The organism is Natronorubrum halalkaliphilum, from assembly GCF_009834785.1.
Taxonomy (GTDB): Archaea; Halobacteriota; Halobacteria; order Halobacteriales; family Natrialbaceae; genus Natronorubrum; species Natronorubrum halalkaliphilum.
Window position 1 is genome coordinate 61,558 of sequence record NZ_WUYX01000044.1, and the last position, 18,100, is coordinate 79,657.

Sequence of the window (18,100 nt, forward strand, 5' to 3'; positions counted from 1 at the left end):
TACTTACGTTCCAGCGTAGGAGCCAGATGCTCCGGCTGCGGCGGTGCCCGCCTGGGACAGGGCCAGCATAATCGTAAACAGGACGCCGATCATTCGTGGGTGATTCTTTAGGTGTTGGGTTAGGTCTTCCATGCTACACCTTAGTCATAGAGAGTGAAGATTATAAATTTATTTTAATATATCATATGAGAAAACCATGATGTTATTTGATAGCATGACTGTTCGAAAGAGTTCCGGGAGAAAACGTCTCTCAAGGAAGGTGACGAGAGAAGCGACTCAGGTGTACTGCACGGCGAAACGCGAAGAAAGAGCAGTCGGTGTGCTACTCCTCGAGTAGTCGTCGGAGCGTTCGATCGAACGCGTCACTCGAGAGTTCGTCTCGGATCGCCGCTGCCCGTTTGCGGTACTCATAGAGGTCACAGACAACGGACTGGTACTGATCCGTGACGGCGAGACCGGATTGGAGTTCGCTCTCAAGCAGTGCGCGTTCGGTCGAGAGGCGGAAGAATTCGCCGATCGCCTCCTCGTAGGCCCCCTGTAAGAGCAACCGTTCGATCGTCGAATGCAGCGTCTCGTCCGAGATCGGACTGACGAGCAGTTCGTCGGCACCGCGATCGACCGGATCGTCACCCGGCACGTCATCGGCAAGGACCAGAATCTGAATGTCTGAAGTGTGCTGGCGAAACGTATCGAGAACGCCGCGAGCATCCGGGGTCTCGAGACCCCAGTCGAGAACGAGCAGATCGTATCGGTCGTCGATCTGCTCGAGAACCGAGCGATCGAAATCGGCCCTCGTAACGGAAACGGTGACGCGCGAACAAGCAGCGTCTAGCCCGGTCAGGGAACGGGTAGGATGAACGACGAACAGAGATGACGGAGAGTCCAACAACACGGTTCGTATCACTACTGCTCGAGCAGGTACTATTAAATATGAGTGGAAGCGACGAGGCTGCCGCGGTAGTCGACCGACGCGCATACTCGGGTTCGATATGGAAACACGAGGCGTGGGCCACAACGTATATTTTTACCGATACACATTCGTTTCTACAAGCACGTGGGGCGGCCAGGCAGTCCCCTCGATCGATCCTCGTTGCTAATGAAACCGAAAGTCAAGACGACGGACGCTGGCTTAGTGATTATCGATCCGATCGAGCGGCGACGATATCGGCTCGAGGCGCAGGCAGCGCTTACACCCACGCCGGTATCGACCGATCGGATTCCGTATCCGCTGGATACGGCGGTAGAGGTTTCTCTCGACGAGTTCGTGTTACCGGGCAATAACACGGTGTACACCCGTAACGAAGAGCAGGTACTGCTTGCGGAAACCCAACCGAATCAACGCACACAGTTGCCACGCGGGACGTATATTCTCGATATCTCTGTTGCGATGAAAGTCTACGTTCACGTGGACAGTTCAGTCGATATCCGCGTCGGCTCGGAAGAGACGCGAATAACGTTCGGAGAGACGGTACCGGTGACGTTCGGTGTCCGGTCGTATCACACGCGTCCGGCGAACTCGATTACGACGACCGCTGAGCCGACCGATCTGATGGAGGCCGTTTCGACGTTCGGAACGGCATTGAAGACAACGACGGCTGAACGATCGTATCCGACTCTTCGTGGGCATCCGCCGACGCTTACGCTCGGTGATGAGCTACGGATTCCCGACGGGTTGGACCGACCGGAGACCGGCGTTCGAATCGAAGTCCCACCAACGCTTCGACACGTGTACACCGTCACACCGCTTGCGTACTATCTTGCAGCGACGGTCGTCCCCGGATCGACGCCGAGACTTCGCACTGACACCGGATACTCGTACGCACTCACCGGAACCACCGACTTCGAAACGACCGTCAACCGCGTTCTACAGCACGTGTTCCTCCTCGACTATATCGTTCGGACCGAGGGAGAATCACCGGCTCCGATCGCCGAACGGCAGGCGCTTGAATCGGCGCTCGATTTCGACGTCGAACGGCTGTACGGCCAGCCGCTGGAAACGCAACTCGAGACCTATCTCGAGGTTCCGTTCGCCACGACCGAGTCCCAACTCCCCGCCTGGAACCTCGAGACACGGCTCGATCCAACTGCAGCACACGTCGAATGTCTCCCGTTTGTCGCCAACAACCTCTCAGCAGTCACTGTCTGCGACGACGACAGCGGTTCGGCTTCGTCGATGGAAACACGAGTTCAGTCAGCCGCGGAACCGCGCTGTTCGTGTCCCGAGTCCAGTTCCACTTACGGCAACGTTTCGAAACCGGAGGCAGACGACGACTCGTCGTCATCGGTTTCGATAACACGACAGGTCTGGCGAAGCGACGATGGTGACGAAATATGGAGCACGAGGCTCCCCGGAGCGTTTCGAAACGGGTTAGCCCAAACACCACGGGACGGACCGATTGAGATCGAACTCGTCTGTAACGATCCGGAGATGAGCAAAGAACTGGTGACGGTCCACAGCGCGTATCGAAACCGCAACGATCTCCCCTTCGACGTCACGATCCACCACGATCTCACCCGGGGCGATCTTGCGGACGTTCTCACTCGAGAGAGCGATTTCGTCCACTATATCGGCCACAACGATGCGGACGGCTTTCGGTGTTCCGACGGGCTGTTAGACGCGTCAACTATCGAATCAGTCGGTGCGAAAGCGTTCTTTCTCAATGCCTGCCAATCCTACGAACAGGGGCTCGAGCTCATCAACGCAGGGGGGATCGGTGGTATCGTAACGCGGACGGATATCGAGAACGATACTGCGGTCGATGCGGGATTGACTATCGCACGGCTGTTGAACTGCGGACTGCCACTCTATGCGGTGCTGGCGATTCTTCAAAAAATCGAGGATCAGCAACAGCGGTATCAGATCATCGGAAACAGCATGCTAACGGTCGCACAAGCCGAGCAGGGAGCGCCGGTATCGGGAACGGTGACCCGGGGAGCGGAACGGAACGAGATTACGATCAGCGGGTATTCGTCTTCGAACATCGGTCAAGGCGGCGTCTTCACTCCGTATATCGAGCCAGCGGATTCGTACCACCTCCTTCCTGGAAGAATGAATTCGCTCTCCGTGACGGACGCACAACTGGTGGAATTCTTCAACACGGGGGAGATGCCGATTTTGCTCGACGGTGAACTCCGCTGGAGTACTGCGATCAAAACGAGCGAACTGTGAAGCTATCACGCGCTGTACGCTCTCCAAGAGACACCCGATCACACGGTAGCTGTGCGATCAGCGCGTCGCCGGTTTCGGGTGTTATGGTAGAGACGCGGCGGCGTTCGCCTCGAGTAGTCCGAGTGTACGCCCATATCCGGTTTCCGATAGGCTGTTGGTCCTCCTAGTATGACGAAAACCGATACCGCTGTTGCTCACCGGTGGCAGTGTCGAAAACGAAAGAAGATAAAGCCGCGTTCTTAGCGTGCAGCAGCCGCGACGCGCTCTTTCTCCTCTTTCTGACTGACGGCGTACGTCTGGACGTCGTAGTTAGCCGCGCCGGTTAGCTGGCGCGCGATGGCCTCCGAAACGGAGGTCGTCGTCTTGAACGAGTCGTTGTAGACACCTTCCGCGAGGAACTTCAGCGCCTGGTCGACGCGCCGCTGGGGTGCGACGTCGACGGCCTTGGGAACCGAGATACCACCGTACTTGAGGCGGACGGTTTCCTCACGTGGAGCCGCGTTCTCGACGGCAGTGACGAGCACCTGAATCGGGTTCTCGTCAGTCTGCTCGTGAATGATTTCGAACGCATCACGGACGTGGTTGAGCGACTGTTGTTTCTTGCCCGTGTTCTCCTCGGTCTGCATGAGCCGGTTGATGAAGCGCTCGACGATCGAGATCTGGGACTTCTTGAACTGTTTGCCCGCGTGACGGCCGGCGGTGTGAGCGACCGGCGTTACCGCGATGTAGCGCTCCGTCGACGGATCGTTGTACGCGATCTCCTCAATCTCCCAGGTGCCGAACAGTTGTGCACCGACATCCGCGCCACCCGCTGGGGCATCCGGATCCGGTTGGTCTTCTGCAGCCATGATTATCGCACCGGTTTCTCTGCGTTTCCGCGAACGAGTTCCTTGAGTGCGACACCGTTGACCTTGTCAACCTTGTAGTTGACACCGGAGAGGTCACCCATCGCACGACCCTTCGCCCCACCGATACCGGCGATGGTAACTTCGTCGTGTTCGTCGATGAACGAAATGGCACCGTCGCCGGGACAGAACGCGGTGACCTGCTTCCCGTTCTTGATCAGCTGGACTCGGACACACTTTCGGATCGCCGAGTTGGGCTGTTTTGCTTCGATGCCGACCTTTTCGAGTACGATACCTCGAGCCTGTGGAGCGCCCTCGAGCGGGTCGGACTTCTCGCGAAGTCCACGGGCGCGGCGCGCGTAGTCAGAGTCGGACCACCGCTGGTTCTGGCGGTCCTTCTTGAGCTTGCGCGCGGCGTACTTGCCGTTTGCCATGAGGGTCGCTATCCGTCGAAGCCACTTAAGCGACCCGTTTCGAAGTTCCCGTTACGGCTCGAGAGCGCTCGATTGGTATCATCGAAGGGATTTCAGGCCGTTTTGGCTCCCGAGGGTGGCGCTCGTCGCGTTCGAGAGCAAAGGGAGAGACTCGAGCACCGACCGGTCGCTCCGTCCAGCAGTGGAGCGCGATCAAAAAAGCGGTCCTCCCTCAGACGAGTTGCACGTCGTCGATGTCGAAGTGCCGATCCGCGAGCGTCCGCGCGGCCTCGATCGTCCGGCCGCCCGTGCCGATTGCGACGCCCCGATCGTCGTTTGCCACCTCGACGTAAGCGACGGTATCCTGATTCTCGCTGATCGTGACGTTGTACACCGCCGCCGGGGAGAGCGCGTTCGCGACGAACTCCTCGGGATCGGCGGCGTCTTCGACCAGTCTGACCGGTTTCCCGACACGATCTTCGTACCGCGTGACGGTTCGGCCGCCGGGGCCGATCGCCTCGCTCATTTGCCCGCTCGAGACGACGATGAGGAGCTGTTCGTCGGCGTCGGCGGCCTCAGTCGCCTCGAGGACGAGACAGTCCTGGCCGTCGACGCTGGTGACGTCCTCGAACGCCGCGAGATACTGGCGGGCGTCGTCATCGAGGGTGATGCCCATCGGTTAGTCAGCCTGACTGCCGCCGGAGCCGGGCCCCGTCGATCCCATCCGGAGATCGACGTCGCCGGTGCCGAGCTTGATCGGTTTGCCGACGATGACGTTTTCGGTAACGCCGTCGAGATCGTCGACTTCGCCGTGGATCGCGGCGTTGAGCAGGTGGTTAACCGTCACCTCGAACGCCGCGCGGGCGAGGACGGACTCCTTCGAGCCCGAAATCCCGTGGCGGCCGATCGACTCGATTTCGCCCCGGTTGGTCATCATGTCGGCGACCAGCATCAGGTGCCGAACGTTGACGTCGTCCAGACCCTGTTCGGCGAGCGTGTTGTTGGTTTCCTCGATGATCGCTTCACGGGCGGCTTCGATGCCGAGGTTGCGGTGGATCTCGTGGATGTTGTTACAGGTCGTCCGCGATGCGTCGACGCCTTCGATATCGAGGACGTCGCCGAAGGCCGAGCCCTCGGTGTAGAGGACGAACTGTTCGCCGACATCGAGTTCCTCGCGACGGATAACGACCCGGGAAACCTCCTCGATCCCCTTGAAGGTGATATCGCGCAGTTCCTCGACCAGCTGGAGCAGGTCGCGGTAGGACGGTTCCTCGGGACCGAACTGGATGTCGGTTCCCTGCTGGACCGTACTTACGCCGAGGTTGTCCTCGATGATTTCCGCGACTTCTTCGGGCGTGATCATCCGCTCTTCGAGCGTATCCCGGTTGAGCGAGATCTGGACGCGCATGTCCGCGACGTTCGTGGAGACGTCACCCAGCGCGAGAATCTTCGTCGCCTCGATGTTCCAGACGACCTCGTGGGCGCGCTCGCGCTCGGTCGCGTACTCGTCCTCGAGATAGACCGTCATCATCGGCGTGTCCGGAGTCTTCCGGGCGTCGACGAGTTCGATCAGGCGTGGCAGCCCCTGGGTCACGTCGATCTCTGCGACACCGGCGTAGTGGAACGTGTTCATCGTCAGCTGCGTCCCGGGTTCGCCGATGGACTGTGCGCTTACGGTGCCGACAGGGTCGAGCGGGTCGACCCGCGTATCGAGGTAGCGGGTCTCGACGGCCTTCGCGAGCTCATCGGCGTCCTCGACCGTCGCGTCGCCGCGATCCTCGAGCGTCTCGTAGACGTTGTCTTTGAGTCGACGAGGGAGATCGGTATCCTCGACGACGGCGATCATGTCGTCGGTAACGTCGAAATCGACTTCAGTCATCGGAGGTCACCTCCGTCCCCTCGATAACGCGGCTATCCGCGTGTTCGGAGAGGTTCGTCAGCTCTCGGCTCGCTCCCGAACTGAGGAACGCCTCTCGTTCCGCCTCGGACTCGAACTCCGAGTCGAGGACGCGGCTGGCGATGTGCTCGACGTCGATCGTGTTGTCCTCGCCGGAGGACACCTTGACCGGCGACGTGCCGTCCTCGCCGAACTCGAACTGAACGATGGTGTCGCTCGTGTCTCGGACGGTCCCGTCGTACTGCGTTTCGAGTTCCGAGAGGGCGTTGATCAGCCGACGCTGCAGGTAACCGGACTTCGACGTTCGGACTGCCGTGTCGACCAGTCCTTCGCGGCCACCCATCGCGTGGAAGAAGAACTCCCGCGGGGTCAGGCCGCTGGTGTAGGAGTTCTCGACGAAGCCGTGGGCTTCGGCCGAGAGATCGTTCGGCGCGTAGTGACTGAGTGTGCGGTCCTCGTAGCCGCGGTTGATCCGTTCGCCCCGAACTGCCTGCTGGCCGACACAGCCGGCCATCTGAGTCAGGTTCAGCATCGACCCACGAGCACCCGAACTGGCCATGACGACGGCCGGGTTGTCGTCGGTGAAATGCTCGTCGGCGATGTTCCCTGCGTTGTCACGCGCACGCGAGAGCGTCTGCATGATCTTCATCTCGAGCGTCTCGTCGATCGTTCGACCCGGCAGACTCTCGAGTTCGCCGCGCTCGTAGGCCTCGATGAGCTCTTCGACGCGGTCGTTGGCGTCCTCGATCGTCTCGTCGATGCGGTCCTGTGCGTCGGCGGGGATGGTCTCGTCGTCGATGCCGATCGAGAACCCGAAGTGCATGATCGCACGCATCGCGAGCGTCGAGACCTCGTTGACGAAGACCCGGGCGCGGGTGTTGCCGTAGACCTTCGTGATGGTGTCGACGATCTCGCCGCCGAACTCGCCGACCTCGTCCTCGGCGATGGTTCCCTCGAGGAGTTGTCCGTCCTCGATGACGACCTCGTCGCCGACGGTGCCGGTGAACTCGAGGTTGAGATCGTCGGGCAGGAGTTCAGAGAAGACGTCGTGGCCGGTCCAGAACGGCTCGTCCTCGTCGTCGATCCCGCTGGGTTCGGGCAGTTCGTCGATCCGGGTGGCACGCAGCAGGTCCAGCGCCTGCGTCTCGTTGAATCGTGGGTTGTCGTGGGTCAGGAGGTACATCCCGGAGATGTGGTCCTGGATGGCACCGATGATGTTCTCACCGAATCGGGGCGAGAGCATCTGTTCCTGAACGCGCATGAGGACGCGCGCCTCGGCGCGGGCCTCCTCGTTTTGCAGCGCGTGCATGTTCATCTCGTCGCCGTCGAAGTCGGCGTTGTACGGCGGACAGACGACGGTGTTGAGTCGGAACGTCTTGTACGGCATGACCACGACCTCGTGGGCCATGATCGACATCCGGTGGAGCGACGGCTGGCGGTTGAAGATGACGATGTCCCCGTCGATGAGGTGTCGGTTGACCTCCCAGCCGGCTTCGACCTTTTCGGCGAGCTGTTCGCAGTTCTTCTCGGTCACCTTCAGGCGACGGCCGTCAGGTCGGCGGACGTAGTTCGCGCCGGGGTGGCCCTCGGGGCCGTTCGAGACGAACCGACGGGCGTCCTCGAGATTGCGTTCGGTGACGTTCATCGTCTGGGTCATCTCCTTTGCCACGCGGTCGGGGACGCCGACCTCGTTGAGCGAGAGGGTCGGGTCCGGCGAGATGACGGTTCGGGCCGAGAAGTTCACACGCTTCCCCGAAAGGGAGCCACGGAAGCGTCCCTCCTTCCCTTTGAGTCGCTGAGAGAGGGTCTTGAGCGGCCGTCCCGAGCGGTGTCGAGCCGGCGGCGTGCCCGAAATCTCGTTGTCCATGAACGTCGTGACGTGGTACTGGAGCAGCTCCCAGAGGTCCTCGATGATCAGCTGTGGCGCACCGGCCTCGCGGTTCTCCATGAACCGCTGGTTGATCCGGATGATGTCGACCAGCTTGTGGGTGAGGTCGTCCTCGGAACGCTGACCGTTGTCCAGCGTGATCGACGGTCGCGCGGTGACCGGCGGCACGGGGAGGACGGTGAGGATCATCCACTCCGGACGGGAGCGTTCGGGGTTGATCCCCAGGACCTCGATGTCCTCGTCGGGAATGTTCTCGAACCAGTCCCGGATATCGGAGGGCATCAGTTTGTTCGTGTCCTCCTCGGTGAGGTCGATATCGAGCGCCTTCTCGATGGCTTTTCGCTGGCTCTCGCGCGGGCGGAAGGAGCCGGAGAGAATCTCGTTGACGCGAGTAATCTCGATCTCGGTCTCCTCGGCGAGTTCGTCGGGCGTCGTTCGTTCGACGCCTTCCTCCTCGTCGCCCTGCATTGCGGCCGCGATGCGCTGGGAGTACTCGCTGGTGAGGACCTGCTGGACCTCGTAGTAGGTGGTCGGTTTCTCGTGATCGATGTCGTACTGAATTTCGCCGCAGAACGGACATCGATCCTTCTTGCGAGCCTGCCGGATCGCGGCCTTGGTCACGTCGTTCAGGTCCCGACTCAGCTTGCGCGATTCCGTGATATCCTCGCGGAACTCGTCGCGTTCGTCCTCCGTGAGGAGGAGTTTCGAACACTCTCGGCAGGTTCCGCGCAGGAGTCGCCGAATGAGCTTCGTGAAGCCGACGTGAATAACGGGCGCGGCCAGTTCGATGTGGCCGAAGTGGCCGTTACAGGAACCCGAGTGTTTGCCACAGGTCTTACACTCGAGTCCGGGGTCGATGACGCCGAGACGCGGGTCCATCAGCCCCATGTCGATGGGGAATCCGTCGTCGTCGTAGGTGTCGGCGGTGATGATCTTCGTCGCGCTCATCTCCCGATACTCCTCGGGCTCCATGAGCCCGAAGTTGATCGATCCGATGTCTTTTGGTGTGCTGTTTTGCATGATGGTGGCTTAGACGGCGTCGTCCAGTTCGAGTCGCGGTGCGATACCCAGCGCCTTCATCTCGTCCAAGAGGAGCTTGAACGCGTAGCTCATCTCGATCTCGTGGATATCGGTTTCCTCGTCGCAGTTCGGACAGTAGACCCGCCGTTGTTCGACGTTCTCGACCGCGCTCATCCCACAGTTTCCACAGACGTGGATGAACTCGCGGTCCGACTCGTCGAGCAGTCGTTCTTTCAGCGTCATCGCCGCACCGTGTCCGATGAACACGTCCCGTTCCATCTCCCCGATACGGAGGCCACCCTCGCGGGCTCGACCCTCCGTTGGCTGGCGAGTCAACACCTGCACCGGCCCGCGCGAGCGGGCGTGCAGCTTGTTCGAAACCATGTGGTAGAGCTTCTGGTAGAAAATGACGCCGACGAAGATTTCGGCCTCGATTTTCTCGCCGGTGACGCCGGAGTACATGACCTCCTTCCCCGCAGAGTCGAATCCGGCGTCCTCGAGTCCCTCGCGGAGTTCGTCCTCGTCCTCGCCGAGGAACGGCGTCCCGTCGACGCGCCGCCCCTCCATCGAACCGAGTTTGCCGCCGATCATCTCGAGAATGTGACCGACCGTCATCCGCGACGGCAGCGCGTGCGGGTTCAACACGAGGTCCGGCACGACGCCGTCTTCGGTAAACGGCATGTCCTCCTGTGGAGCGAGGTGGCCGATGACGCCCTTCTGGCCGTGGCGCGATGCGAACTTGTCCCCGAGTTCGGGGATCCGCTCGTCGCGCACCGAGACCTTCGAGAGCTTCGAGCCGTCCTCGCCTTCCATCAGCGTGACGGTGTCGACGACACCGGACTCGCCCGAGCGCATGGTGACCGACGTCTCCCGGCGCTTCTGGGGCGAGAGGCCACCCATATCGTCGGGCTCCTCGAGGAACCGCGGCGGCGAGGTCTTCCCGAGCAGGACGGAGTTCTCGTCGACCGTCGTCTCGGGGTTGACGAGGCCGTCCTCGTCGAGGTGATTGTAGGCTTCCTCGCCCCGAGCGCCCCGAACGTCCTGGCTTGGGATCTCGAAACGGTCTTCCTGTCCGCCGGGGTAGCGGCGTTCCTCGCCCTCGTAGGTCCGGAAGAAGTGAGACCGCGCGAGCGCGCGTTCGACGCTGGCCTTGTTCATGACCAGCGCGTCCTCGATGTTGAACCCTTCGTAGCTCATCACGGCGACGACGAAGTTCTGCGCGGCGGGGCGCTCGTCGTAGCCGATCTGCTCGGTCGTCTGGGTTTTCACCATCGAGAGCTGCGGGTAGTGAAGCAGGTGCTGGCGCGTATCCGGCCGGATGCGGTAGTTCGCGCTCGGCAGACCGAGCGACTGCTTGATCATCCCTGCCCCCATCGTAATACGGGGCGAGGCGTTGTGTTCGGGGTACGGAATCATCCCCGAACCGATCGAGAAGATCAGCGACGGATCGATCTCGAGGTGTGTGTGATCGTCGGTCAGATCGTCTTCGTCGACGGCGACGAGGATGTCCTCTTCCTCCTCGGCGTCGATGAACTCGATGTAGCCGTGGTCGACGAGGTCCTCGAACTCGAGGTCGTCGTCCTGGAGCGCTTCGATCTCCTGCTGGGAGATGCGCGGTTCGCCGTCCTCGACGACCAGCAGCGGCCGACGGGCGCGGCCGGCGTCGGCGTTGACGATCACTTCGCGGGTGCGATCTTTCACCGAGACGTTGACCATCTCGCTGACGTCACCGATGCGTCGCGCTTCGCGGATCTGTTCGGCTAGCTCGTGCGGGTCGGGGTGTGTCCCCACCAGCGACCCGTTGACGTAGACCTTGGCTTCTCGTTGTTGGCTGCTCATTGTAGATTAGTCGTCTGCGGTCGATCGTTCGATGCCCTCGAGACCCGGAATCCCCTCGACACCCATCGACGCCAGTTCGCGTTTGAGTTCCTGTTCGTCCTCGACGTTCTGGGAGAGCTCCATGGACTGTGCGAAGTTCTTCACGAGTCCACAGTTCGGCCCCTCGGGCGTCTCCGAGGGACCGATACGACCCCACTGGGTCGCGTGCAGGTCCCGCGCTTCGAAGTGGGGCTGGCTCCGCGAGAGCGGACTGCGCAGTCGGCGAAGGTGAGAGAGTACACCCATGAAGTCCGTGCGGTCGACCAACTGCGACACGCCGGAGCGGCCGCCGACCCAGTTGCCCGTCGCGATCGGGTGCTCGAGTCGCTCGGTCAGGACGTCCGAGCGGACGACCGTCGAGACCGAAAGGTTCCGGTTACGCATGTTAGCGCGCTCGAGCTGGTATTTGACGTCCCGTGCCAGCTTGTTCAGCGCGGTCCGGAACAGATCTTTCATCAGGTCGCCGCTGACCTTCAGCCGCTTGTTCGCGTAGTGGTCCTTGTCGTCGGATTCGCGTCGCCCGAGCGCGAGTTCGAAACAGGCCTCGGCCATCCGACAGAGGTAGTGGGCCTTGTTGATTCGGACGTCTTCCTCCTCGACGCCGTCCTCGTGGAGGTGTGGCAGGAGGTAGCGATCGATAACGTAGTTGGCGCGTTTGAGCTGGTAGTTCTTGCCCTGGCCCGACGCGACGCGTTTTCCGAGTTCCTCGATCGCCTCCTCTTCGCTCTGGACCTCGGCTTCCTCGAGGTTCTCGAGCATGTACTTGACGACCTCGGGGTCGTTCGAGACCTTGTGAACGATCTCCTCGTCGCTCTCGAGGCCGAGTGCTCGCACGAGCGTGACGAAGTTGATCGAACCCGAGACCGACGGGAACGAGACCTCGAGCAGGCCGTCGCGGGTCCGCTCACAGAGTACGAGCGCGCGGTAACCACGGCGCTGAGAGAAGGTCTTTGCGACCTGAATCTCGTCGCCGTACTTGGTGTCGTACTCCGCGAGGATCTTGTTGGGTGCGAGGTCCTCGCTGGTCATCAGCACCCGCTCGGAGCCGTTGACGATGAAGTAGCCGCCCGGATCTGCAGGGTCTTCGCCGATCTCGATGAGTTCCTGATCGGAGAAGCCGGCAATGTTACACTTGTCGGAGCCGACCATGATCGGCATCCGGCCGATCTTCGTCTCGGTCGAGTCAACGACGCGCTCGTCGCCTTCCTCGCCCTTGACGATCGAGAGCTCCATGAACACCGGCGCGGAGTAGGTGATGTTGCGCAGGCGAGCCTCCTGTGGATACAGCAGTTCTTCGGAGCCGTCTGCCTCCCGAACGCGTGGGGTCACGACACGAACGTCGCCCAGTTCGACGTGGACCGGTTCCTCGCCCTCCTTGTCACCGATGTCGGTATCGATCGTTTCTTTCTCGTCGACTACCTCCTGCATCCCCCGGTTGAGGAAGGCGTTAAACGAGCGGTAGTGGTGTTCGGCGATCCGCTCTTTCGAGAAGTAATTGCGCGAAATCTCTCGTCGTTTGTCTCGGTTGAGTTCTATTGACATTTATTCCACCACGAGCCGATAGATGATCGCTTCATCGGTTGTCCGTGAGTTCCGAACGATTTTGATGACGTCTCCGATCTCCGCCTCGTCCGGCAGGGCGGAATCGTTGCGCTTGATTTTCGGCAGGTCTGTGCGGTCGATGTCGTACTCGGAGAGCACCTCCTCGAGGGCCTCCTCCTCGAGAACGGTGTGCTCCGGAACGAGTTCGTGTTGGCTTACGTCTACCATGTGTTAGGGTTGGTGTGCGTGTCGGCTATCGGGAGAGAAGCGGCTGTCACGAGATACTACAGGCAGATACCGGCGGGACGCATTTAACGGTTTCTAACTCGCCTCAGAAGCACGGCTATCCGACCGGGGGCGAACCTGACCGGAGGGACCGATCACATCCGACAGTACCCCAGTATCAGTTAAATTCCTTGTGGAGCATGCGATAAAGTGGCACAGATACGGAGGTGAAACCCGGCGACTCGAGCGTATTTCGTGGCCCGATTCACCGTACCATACGGGGGTCAATTGGAAAGCCTTAATACTCCGACGGGGGAACGAAGAGTTGCAGGTTGCCCGGGTGGTGTAGTGGCCCATCATACAACCCTGTCACGGTTGTGACGCGGGTTCAAATCCCGCCTCGGGCGTCTTCTTCCGCGAACAATACCCTCGAGCGACGCGTGGCGTATACCCAATCGTGAGCGAATCAAACGAAAACAAGGGATTCGAAAACAACGAGTCGGACGCCCGGACCGGTCGAACGGAGTGAGACCGCGGCCCCGAACGTCTCTACCGCGAACATCGCTACTGGGTCCAAATCCCGCCTCGCGTTTCTATCGACGCTACGTCTCGAGAGCGCAGTTATACTGTCGGACAGACGTCAATACGACGCCGATCGTGAATTCGGGGTCGTCGGCACGGTGACGACCCCAGCAAGACGATCGGATTCACGTAGTTCTGTTCAACAGTATTAGATGCAAAGCACTGGAGCATCACCGAAATAGCAGTGACAATTTCAGTTACGGGCAAACCAACGTGGTGATTTCCTACTGTGAGATCGTACCAGAAGGACGGTCTGAGAACGTCCGATCACGGCCTCCGAACACGAAACGTAGGGACGGAGTGACGGTCGTGTCACTGAACGATGAGAGCAGGTAGAGAGCAAAACCCTTAATACTCCGACGGGGAAACGAAGAGTTGCAGGTTGCCCGGGTGGTGTAGTGGCCCATCATACAACCCTGTCACGGTTGTGACGCGGGTTCAAATCCCGCCTCGGGCGTCTTCTTCCGCGAACAATATCCTCAAGCGACGCGTAGCGTATACCCGCTCGTGAGCGGATCAAACGAAGGTTCGAAGATTCGCTATAGTAACAACTGGAACTGTTTATACACCTATCGTACTCGCTCACGGGTCGGCCACTCCCCGTCTGCTCACGGCGGCGTGCCGCCGTTCGCACGGTTCGCGGGATCGTTGATCCCGCGCTATTCGCGTCTCCGCGGTTCTCGCGTCCTCAAACCGCGCTCCCGTCGTGCGATCCGGTGTACACTGACTTCCAGCGGCTACCATCGCCGATGGTTTTTATCGGATAACAGCGCCAACTGTCGGGTGCGCAATTCGAAGGATGTGGGCGATGAAACCGAGTCGAAGGCGCTTTCGACGCTAATCGAGTGTGGATACAGCGTCTCGATACCGTTCGGCGATAACGATAGCTACGACCTTATCGTGGAGGACGATGGTGACCTCTATCGCGTTCAGTGTAAGACGGGTTGGTCCAACAAAGACGAGACAATGCGGTTTAATACTCATTCTCAGACGGCGAAAGGAGGAGCGTATCACGAACGTTCATACCACGGCGATATCGACGCATTTCTGGTCTATTACCCGGAAAACAGTGCGTTCTATTGGATCGACACAACTGATGCGACCGAGCAAAAGATGGAACTCCGGTTCGAATCCGAGATCGATCACCCATCGATAAACTGGGCGGAACGATACGAGTTCGACGGGGAGATACCCTAGTTACGCCCCGCGTGACAGTGACGACCGGAAGCAGCCGGTACTCGAAAACACTAATTATTTAGTATCTACTCCGTATTCCATCAGAAGACTACAGCAACTGCCGCCACCGCTACAATGACGAAACCGATCACCGTCCTCATCGTGGATAACGAACCGGGGTTTGCCAACCTCGCCGGCGAGATGCTCGAGCGCGAACGCGACTCGATCGTCGCCGAGTCAGCAACGAAGGCCGAGGAGGCTCTCGAGGCGCTCGAGAATCGCCAGATCGACTGTATCGTAAGCGATTACGAGATGCCGACGATGACCGGCCTCGAACTGCTCGAGCGAGTCCGCGACGTAGATCCGGATCTACCGTTTATCCTCTTTACCGGACGAGGGTCCGAAGAGATCGCCAGCGAGGCAATCGCTGCGGGCGTAACCCAGTATCTCCAGAAGGAGGCCGGGAAAGAGCAGTACGCGCTGCTTGCAAACCAGATTACGAACGCAGTTTCCCAGTACCGGACCGAGACGGAACTGCGCGAGAGCGAGCGCCGCTACGAGCGGACGTTGACGACCCTCCACGAGACGACGCGAGATCTGATGCGTGCGGGCACGAAGCGCGAAATTTACCAGTCGGCGGTCGAAACGGCGGGCGAAATTCTCGACGTCTCCGTCGCCGCAGCGTACACGTTCGAACCGACGGCGGGCATCCTCGAACACGCGGCATCGACCCGAGAGTCACGGGAGTTCGCCGATCCGGAGATGCAGTTCGAGCACGGCGAGGGACTCGTCTGGGACGTGTTTTCGGAGGGCGAGAGTAGCTACTACGAAGATGTGACACGCGAGTCCGAGACACCGGCCGGCAAAACGCCGAGTCGGAGCGAGTTGATCGTTCCGCTCGGCACTCACGGCGTGTTAGTCGCAGGGACGGAGGACATCGACGGTTTCGACGAGACGATGAGCGAGTTGCTACACATCCTGGCGGCGAACACGGAGGCGGCACTCGACCGTGCTGAACGCGAGCAACTGCTTCGAGAGCACGACCGAACGCTCACCCAGCAAAACGAGGAGTTGACACGACTGAACCACACCAACGAAATCGTTCGCGAGATCAACCACGGCGTCGCACAGGCATCGACGCGGACGGAGATCGAGACGACGGTGTGTGAGCGATTGGCCGAAACCGAGCGCTACTGTTTCGCCTGGATCGCTGCGAGCGACGACGACCCACCGGAGCCGACGTCCTGGGCGGGCGTCGACGCGGCGTTTATCGATCAGATTCGAGCGGACGGAAACCGCGCTCCCGAGATCGAACTGGTCAGGGAGACGGTCGAAACCGAACGCGTGCAGGTCGTACAGAACGTTCTCGAGGCCGACGGCTGGGATCGCCGGCGAAAGGAGGCGTTGACCTACGGCTATCAGACCGTCCTCGCCGTCCCCCTCGCCGACGACGATCGTCGATACGGCGTCTTGCTCGTCCACGTACCGGGAGCCGATTCGATCGGCGACAGCGAGCGAGCGGTACTCGGCGAACTCGGCGAGACGATCGGCCACGCGATCCGATCGGTCGAACGCACGCGGGCGATGTTGACGGACAGCCGTCTCGAACTCGAACTCGCGTGTCAAGACTCTCGACTCCTGCTCAATCGGCTCGCCGATCGGGTGGACGGAGCGGTCACAATCGAGGGCGTGATCGACCGGGACGATGAGGTCGTCATGTTCGTCAGCGCCCCGACGACGGCGGACCTCGCCTCGTTCGACCAGTGGGCGTCGATCGAGACGCTGTCGGTCGTTTCCGAGGGCGAAGACGAAATCCTGTTCGAGGTGACGGTAACCTCGTCACCATTTTTGGATATCCTGCGGACCTACGACGTTCAGTTGCGGACCGCGACGGCTCAAGACGGGATGTCGACGCTCGTCCTCGAGGTGCCCCAGCGGGTCGAGACCCGGTCGTTAATCGAGGCGATCAGGGAGAGGTATCCCGAGACGGAACTCGAGGCACGGCGCGAAACGACCAGTGCGCGGTCGGCCCGACAGCTCGATACGCACCTCGAGGAGCGACTCACCAGCAAGCAGTTCGCGGCGTTACAGGCGGCACATTACAGCGGATTCTTCGAATGGCCACGAGAGAGCACGGGCGAGGATCTGGCGGACGCGCTCGACATCTCGTCACCGACCTACCATTATCACTTGCGCGCAGCCGAGCGAAAGCTCGTGACGCTCGCGTTCGACGGACAGTCCAGGAAGTAGTGGGCCGAGCCGGAGATTGCTCCCTTCCCAACCGATGAGTCGTCTCGATGCTTGGCGATCCGCGATACTCCGTCGGTCTCTTCGATCCGACTCCCGCTTTTCGTTACCTCGAGTCGACTGCTGTACCATCGAGTGTGGAGTAGCTATTGGAGTGTGAATCCGCGTTTCGGTGATTTTCTAAATAATTAGTACTGCTGCCAACCAGCCACTAATTGATTAGAAACCATAGTTAACCCCCATCAGTCCGTACCCATAGATGGCGATCTGCGTTAGTCTGTCGCCACCCCCAATCCCCCACCCCCCACTTTTCGCCGGTGTTACACCGTGAGCGAGAGCTCTCCCGATCGAGATCGGGCAGAGACGCGGCTACTGGACACGACAGGGTTACCGTGAGCCGACCGACTCCTCCCACTCGATCCAGTCCTGTTCCCAGCCGCGTCGCGATTCGGCGCGGCGCATCGCGTGTTCGCGATCCTCGCGGGTCATCCGGTTGCGTTCGACGGCACCCGACTGTTCTCCCTCGACCAGCAGCGGATCGAACGTGACGGCGTCGAACTCCGTTCGCTCGCCGTCGGCGTTGACCGCCTCGAGTCGCTGTTGCTGGGTTCCGCAGGGAAAGACGAGTCGACCGCGCTGAGTCAGTTGATCGAGCAGCGCCCGCGGGGGATCGACGGCGGCGGCCTCGAGCAGGATGCGGTCGAACGGCGCGTACTCGGGCAGCCCGTTCGCGCCGTCACGCCGGTCGACGAGCACGCCCTCGTACCCCGCTCGAGCGAGGTTTTGTCGGGCTTCGACGACGAGCGGTCGGGAGATATCGACGGCGTGGACGTTCGTTTCGCCGACGACTTCCGCGACTACGGCGGCCGTATACCCGACGCCGGCACCGACGATCAGCACCGCTTCGTCGCCCTCGAGCGACAGCGCCTGCAGCAAGCGAGCGACCGTACTCGGGGCGAGCACGCGCGTGCCGAGGGCGTCGTGATCGCGATCGGCGTAGGCGGATCGGTCGTCCTCGAAGAATTCGTGTCGGGGAACGTCCCGCATCGCGACGGCGACGGTCTCGTCCTGTAGGACGTCCTTGGCGGCGGACTCGAGGCCGTCGACCATATCTTCTCGCAGTACCGCGGGGTCCATAGTCGAGATATCGCTGCGGTGGTTATCAATGACGCGCTTGCGCCACCCGGTCTGGGGTCGCGAATTCGACTGCTATCTGCG

14 protein-coding genes and 2 tRNA genes are annotated in these 18,100 nt (G+C 60.8%); 5 read left to right on the plus strand and 11 right to left on the minus strand.

Annotated elements, in window-relative coordinates; translation table 11 throughout:
• Positions 1–3: 3 nt before the first annotated feature.
• Positions 4–132, minus strand: coding sequence for a DUF7503 family protein (locus tag GS429_RS22410; protein WP_268892296.1), 129 nt, complete (start codon positions 130–132; stop codon positions 4–6).
• A gap of 190 nt (positions 133–322) precedes the next feature.
• The gene (locus GS429_RS14440; protein ID WP_328821406.1) at positions 323–904 is read right to left on the minus strand and encodes a HalX domain-containing protein; all 582 of its coding nucleotides are present in this window, start codon (positions 902–904) and stop codon (positions 323–325) included.
• A 192-nt stretch (positions 905–1,096) separates the two neighbouring features.
• Here GS429_RS14440 and GS429_RS14445 point away from each other — a divergent pair, with 192 nt between their 5' ends.
• Positions 1,097–3,169, plus strand: a complete 2,073-nt coding sequence (locus GS429_RS14445; RefSeq protein WP_235920815.1) for a hypothetical protein — start codon at positions 1,097–1,099, stop codon at positions 3,167–3,169.
• A gap of 239 nt (positions 3,170–3,408) precedes the next feature.
• Here GS429_RS14445 and GS429_RS14450 read toward each other — a convergent pair whose 3' ends face one another.
• From GS429_RS14450 to GS429_RS14485, 8 genes are all read right to left on the minus strand, one after another.
• Positions 3,409–4,017 (minus strand): 30S ribosomal protein S7, encoded by a 609-nt coding sequence (locus tag GS429_RS14450; protein ID WP_160066071.1) that lies wholly within the window; start codon positions 4,015–4,017, stop codon positions 3,409–3,411.
• Positions 4,018–4,019: 2 nt separating this feature from the next.
• Entirely contained in the window at positions 4,020–4,448 is a 429-nt protein-coding gene (locus GS429_RS14455) for a 30S ribosomal protein S12 (protein ID WP_004267302.1), read from the minus strand.
• Between the two features lie 211 nt (positions 4,449–4,659).
• Positions 4,660–5,103, minus strand: coding sequence for a NusA-like transcription termination signal-binding factor (locus tag GS429_RS14460; protein ID WP_160066072.1), 444 nt, complete (start codon positions 5,101–5,103; stop codon positions 4,660–4,662).
• Positions 5,104–5,106: 3 nt separating this feature from the next.
• Complete coding sequence (gene rpoA2, locus GS429_RS14465; protein WP_160066073.1) at positions 5,107–6,306, minus strand: DNA-directed RNA polymerase subunit A''; 1,200 nt, start codon at positions 6,304–6,306, stop codon at positions 5,107–5,109.
• Positions 6,299–9,232, minus strand: coding sequence for a DNA-directed RNA polymerase subunit A' (locus tag GS429_RS14470; protein WP_160066074.1), 2,934 nt, complete (start codon positions 9,230–9,232; stop codon positions 6,299–6,301). The genes rpoA2 and GS429_RS14470 overlap by 8 nt, the downstream gene beginning before the upstream one ends.
• A 9-nt stretch (positions 9,233–9,241) precedes the next feature.
• Positions 9,242–11,071: a DNA-directed RNA polymerase subunit B gene (gene rpoB, locus GS429_RS14475; RefSeq protein WP_160066075.1), complete on the minus strand. Its 1,830-nt coding sequence runs from the start codon at positions 11,069–11,071 to the stop codon at positions 9,242–9,244.
• Between the two features lie 6 nt (positions 11,072–11,077).
• Positions 11,078–12,652 carry a DNA-directed RNA polymerase subunit B'' gene (locus tag GS429_RS14480; protein WP_160066076.1) on the minus strand — a complete coding sequence of 525 codons (1,575 nt, stop codon included), beginning with the start codon at positions 12,650–12,652 and terminating at the stop codon, positions 11,078–11,080.
• Entirely contained in the window at positions 12,653–12,880 is a 228-nt protein-coding gene (locus GS429_RS14485) for a DNA-directed RNA polymerase subunit H (RefSeq protein ID WP_160066077.1), read from the minus strand. It abuts the gene before it with no gap.
• Positions 12,881–13,211: 331 nt separating this feature from the next.
• Between GS429_RS14485 and GS429_RS14490 the strand changes: the two genes are divergently transcribed.
• From GS429_RS14490 to GS429_RS14505, 4 genes are all read left to right on the plus strand, one after another.
• Positions 13,212–13,284: transfer RNA gene (locus GS429_RS14490), tRNA-Asp, on the plus strand.
• A 559-nt stretch (positions 13,285–13,843) separates the two neighbouring features.
• Positions 13,844–13,916: transfer RNA gene (locus tag GS429_RS14495), tRNA-Asp, on the plus strand.
• A 326-nt stretch (positions 13,917–14,242) separates the two neighbouring features.
• Positions 14,243–14,656: a group I intron-associated PD-(D/E)XK endonuclease gene (locus GS429_RS14500; protein WP_328821407.1), complete on the plus strand. Its 414-nt coding sequence runs from the start codon at positions 14,243–14,245 to the stop codon at positions 14,654–14,656.
• 114 nt (positions 14,657–14,770) lie between these two features.
• Positions 14,771–16,885 (plus strand): bacterio-opsin activator domain-containing protein, encoded by a 2,115-nt coding sequence (locus GS429_RS14505; RefSeq protein ID WP_160066078.1) that lies wholly within the window; start codon positions 14,771–14,773, stop codon positions 16,883–16,885.
• A 384-nt stretch (positions 16,886–17,269) separates the two neighbouring features.
• On the opposite strand, the gene GS429_RS14510 is transcribed toward GS429_RS14505, so the two are convergent.
• Positions 17,270–18,019: a protein-L-isoaspartate O-methyltransferase family protein gene (locus GS429_RS14510; RefSeq protein WP_160066079.1), complete on the minus strand. Its 750-nt coding sequence runs from the start codon at positions 18,017–18,019 to the stop codon at positions 17,270–17,272.
• Positions 18,020–18,100 lie beyond the last annotated feature (81 nt).